This window comes from Micromonospora sp. HNM0581, assembly GCF_012726175.1.
GTDB lineage: Bacteria > Actinomycetota > Actinomycetes > Mycobacteriales > Micromonosporaceae > Micromonospora.
Genome location: NZ_JAASAD010000059.1, coordinates 1 through 1,267 on the forward strand (window position 1 = coordinate 1; position 1,267 = coordinate 1,267).

At 68.2% G+C, this 1,267-nt stretch carries 2 protein-coding genes; both read left to right on the top strand.

Annotated features, from left to right (window positions below; translation table 11 throughout):
• The first annotated feature begins 49 nt into the window (after positions 1–49).
• Positions 50–349 (top strand): transposase, encoded by a 300-nt coding sequence (locus tag HCA58_RS23065; protein WP_169600152.1) that lies wholly within the window; start codon positions 50–52, stop codon positions 347–349.
• Positions 346–1,236, top strand: coding sequence for an IS3 family transposase (locus HCA58_RS23070; RefSeq protein WP_169600154.1), 891 nt, complete (start codon positions 346–348; stop codon positions 1,234–1,236). Before HCA58_RS23065 ends, HCA58_RS23070 begins: the two co-directional genes overlap by 4 nt.
• Positions 1,237–1,267 lie beyond the last annotated feature (31 nt).

Below are 1,267 nucleotides of genomic sequence, written 5' to 3' on the forward strand. Positions count from 1 at the left end.
TGCCCTTCCCCTCGTAGCGTGGAGGCCAGAACTTGAGGGATGGAGGTTCATGGCTGAAACGAGACGCCGGTTCGATCCGGAGTTCCGCGCGGGCGCGGTCCGGATCGTGCGGGAAACCGGGAAGTCGATCGCGCAGGTAGCGCGTGATCTGGGGATCAACAGTGGCACCCTGGCTAACTGGGTGCAGCAGGAACGTGCCGCTCGCGGCGAAGCCGCTGCCGGGCAGGTGTCCGAGGACGAGCGGGCCGAGCTGGCGCGGTTGCGGCGGGAGAATGCCGAGCTGGCGATGGAGCGTGATGTCCTCAAGCGATCCGTGGTCCTGTGGGTCAAGGAAGCGACGGGCCGGTGAGCGTGGCCGCCTTTATCGCTTCCCAGAGGACCGAGCATGCTGTGCCGCACGCGGTGGCCTGCCGGGCACTCGGGGTGTCCGAGTCATGGTTCTACAAGTGGCGGGAGCGTCCGCCGACACCCCGCCAGGACCGTAGGACCAGGCTGGCGGACGCGGTCCGGCGTGTCTTCGACGCCTCGGGTGGCACCTACGGCAGTCCTCGCGTCGGCGACGAGTTACGCGAACAGGGCTGGCGGGTGTCGGACAACACGGTCGCCGAGCTCATGGCCGAGCTGGGCCTGGTCGCCAGAGCGAAGCGGCGCCGGCGTGGGCTGACCCGGCAGGGCAAGCGGCCAGCCGCCCCGGACCTGGTCAAGCGCCGGTTCACCGCGTCCGCGCCTGACGTGGCCTGGTGCGGCGACATGACGGAGATCGTCACCGGTGAGGGCAAGCTCTACCTCGCCACCGTCATCGACCTGTACTCCCGACGCATCCTCGGCTACGCCATGGGCGAGCACCACGACGCCGGCCTGGTCGTCGCCGCGCTGAACATGGCCGCGGTCACCCGCGGTGGCGATGTTGCCGGAGTGATCTTCCACAGCGACAGGGGTAGCGAATACTGCTCGGCCGACTTCGCCAGGGCGTGCGCCCGCTGGAAGGTACGTCAGTCGATGGGCCGGGTCGGCTCGTGCTACGACAACGCCGTGGCCGAGGCCACCTTCTCCACCCTCAAGGTCGAGTACGTCCACCGCCACCAGTTCCGCACCCGCACCGAGGCCCGGCTCAAGATCGCCACCTGGATCACCGACTTCTACAACCGTCGTCGCCGCCATTCCGTCTGCGGCGGACGCTCACCGATCGACTACGAGCGATCGGCTATCCGTGTCCTGGAGGACCAGGCCGCATAACCGAACCCTCCACGATTCCAGGGGATTGACA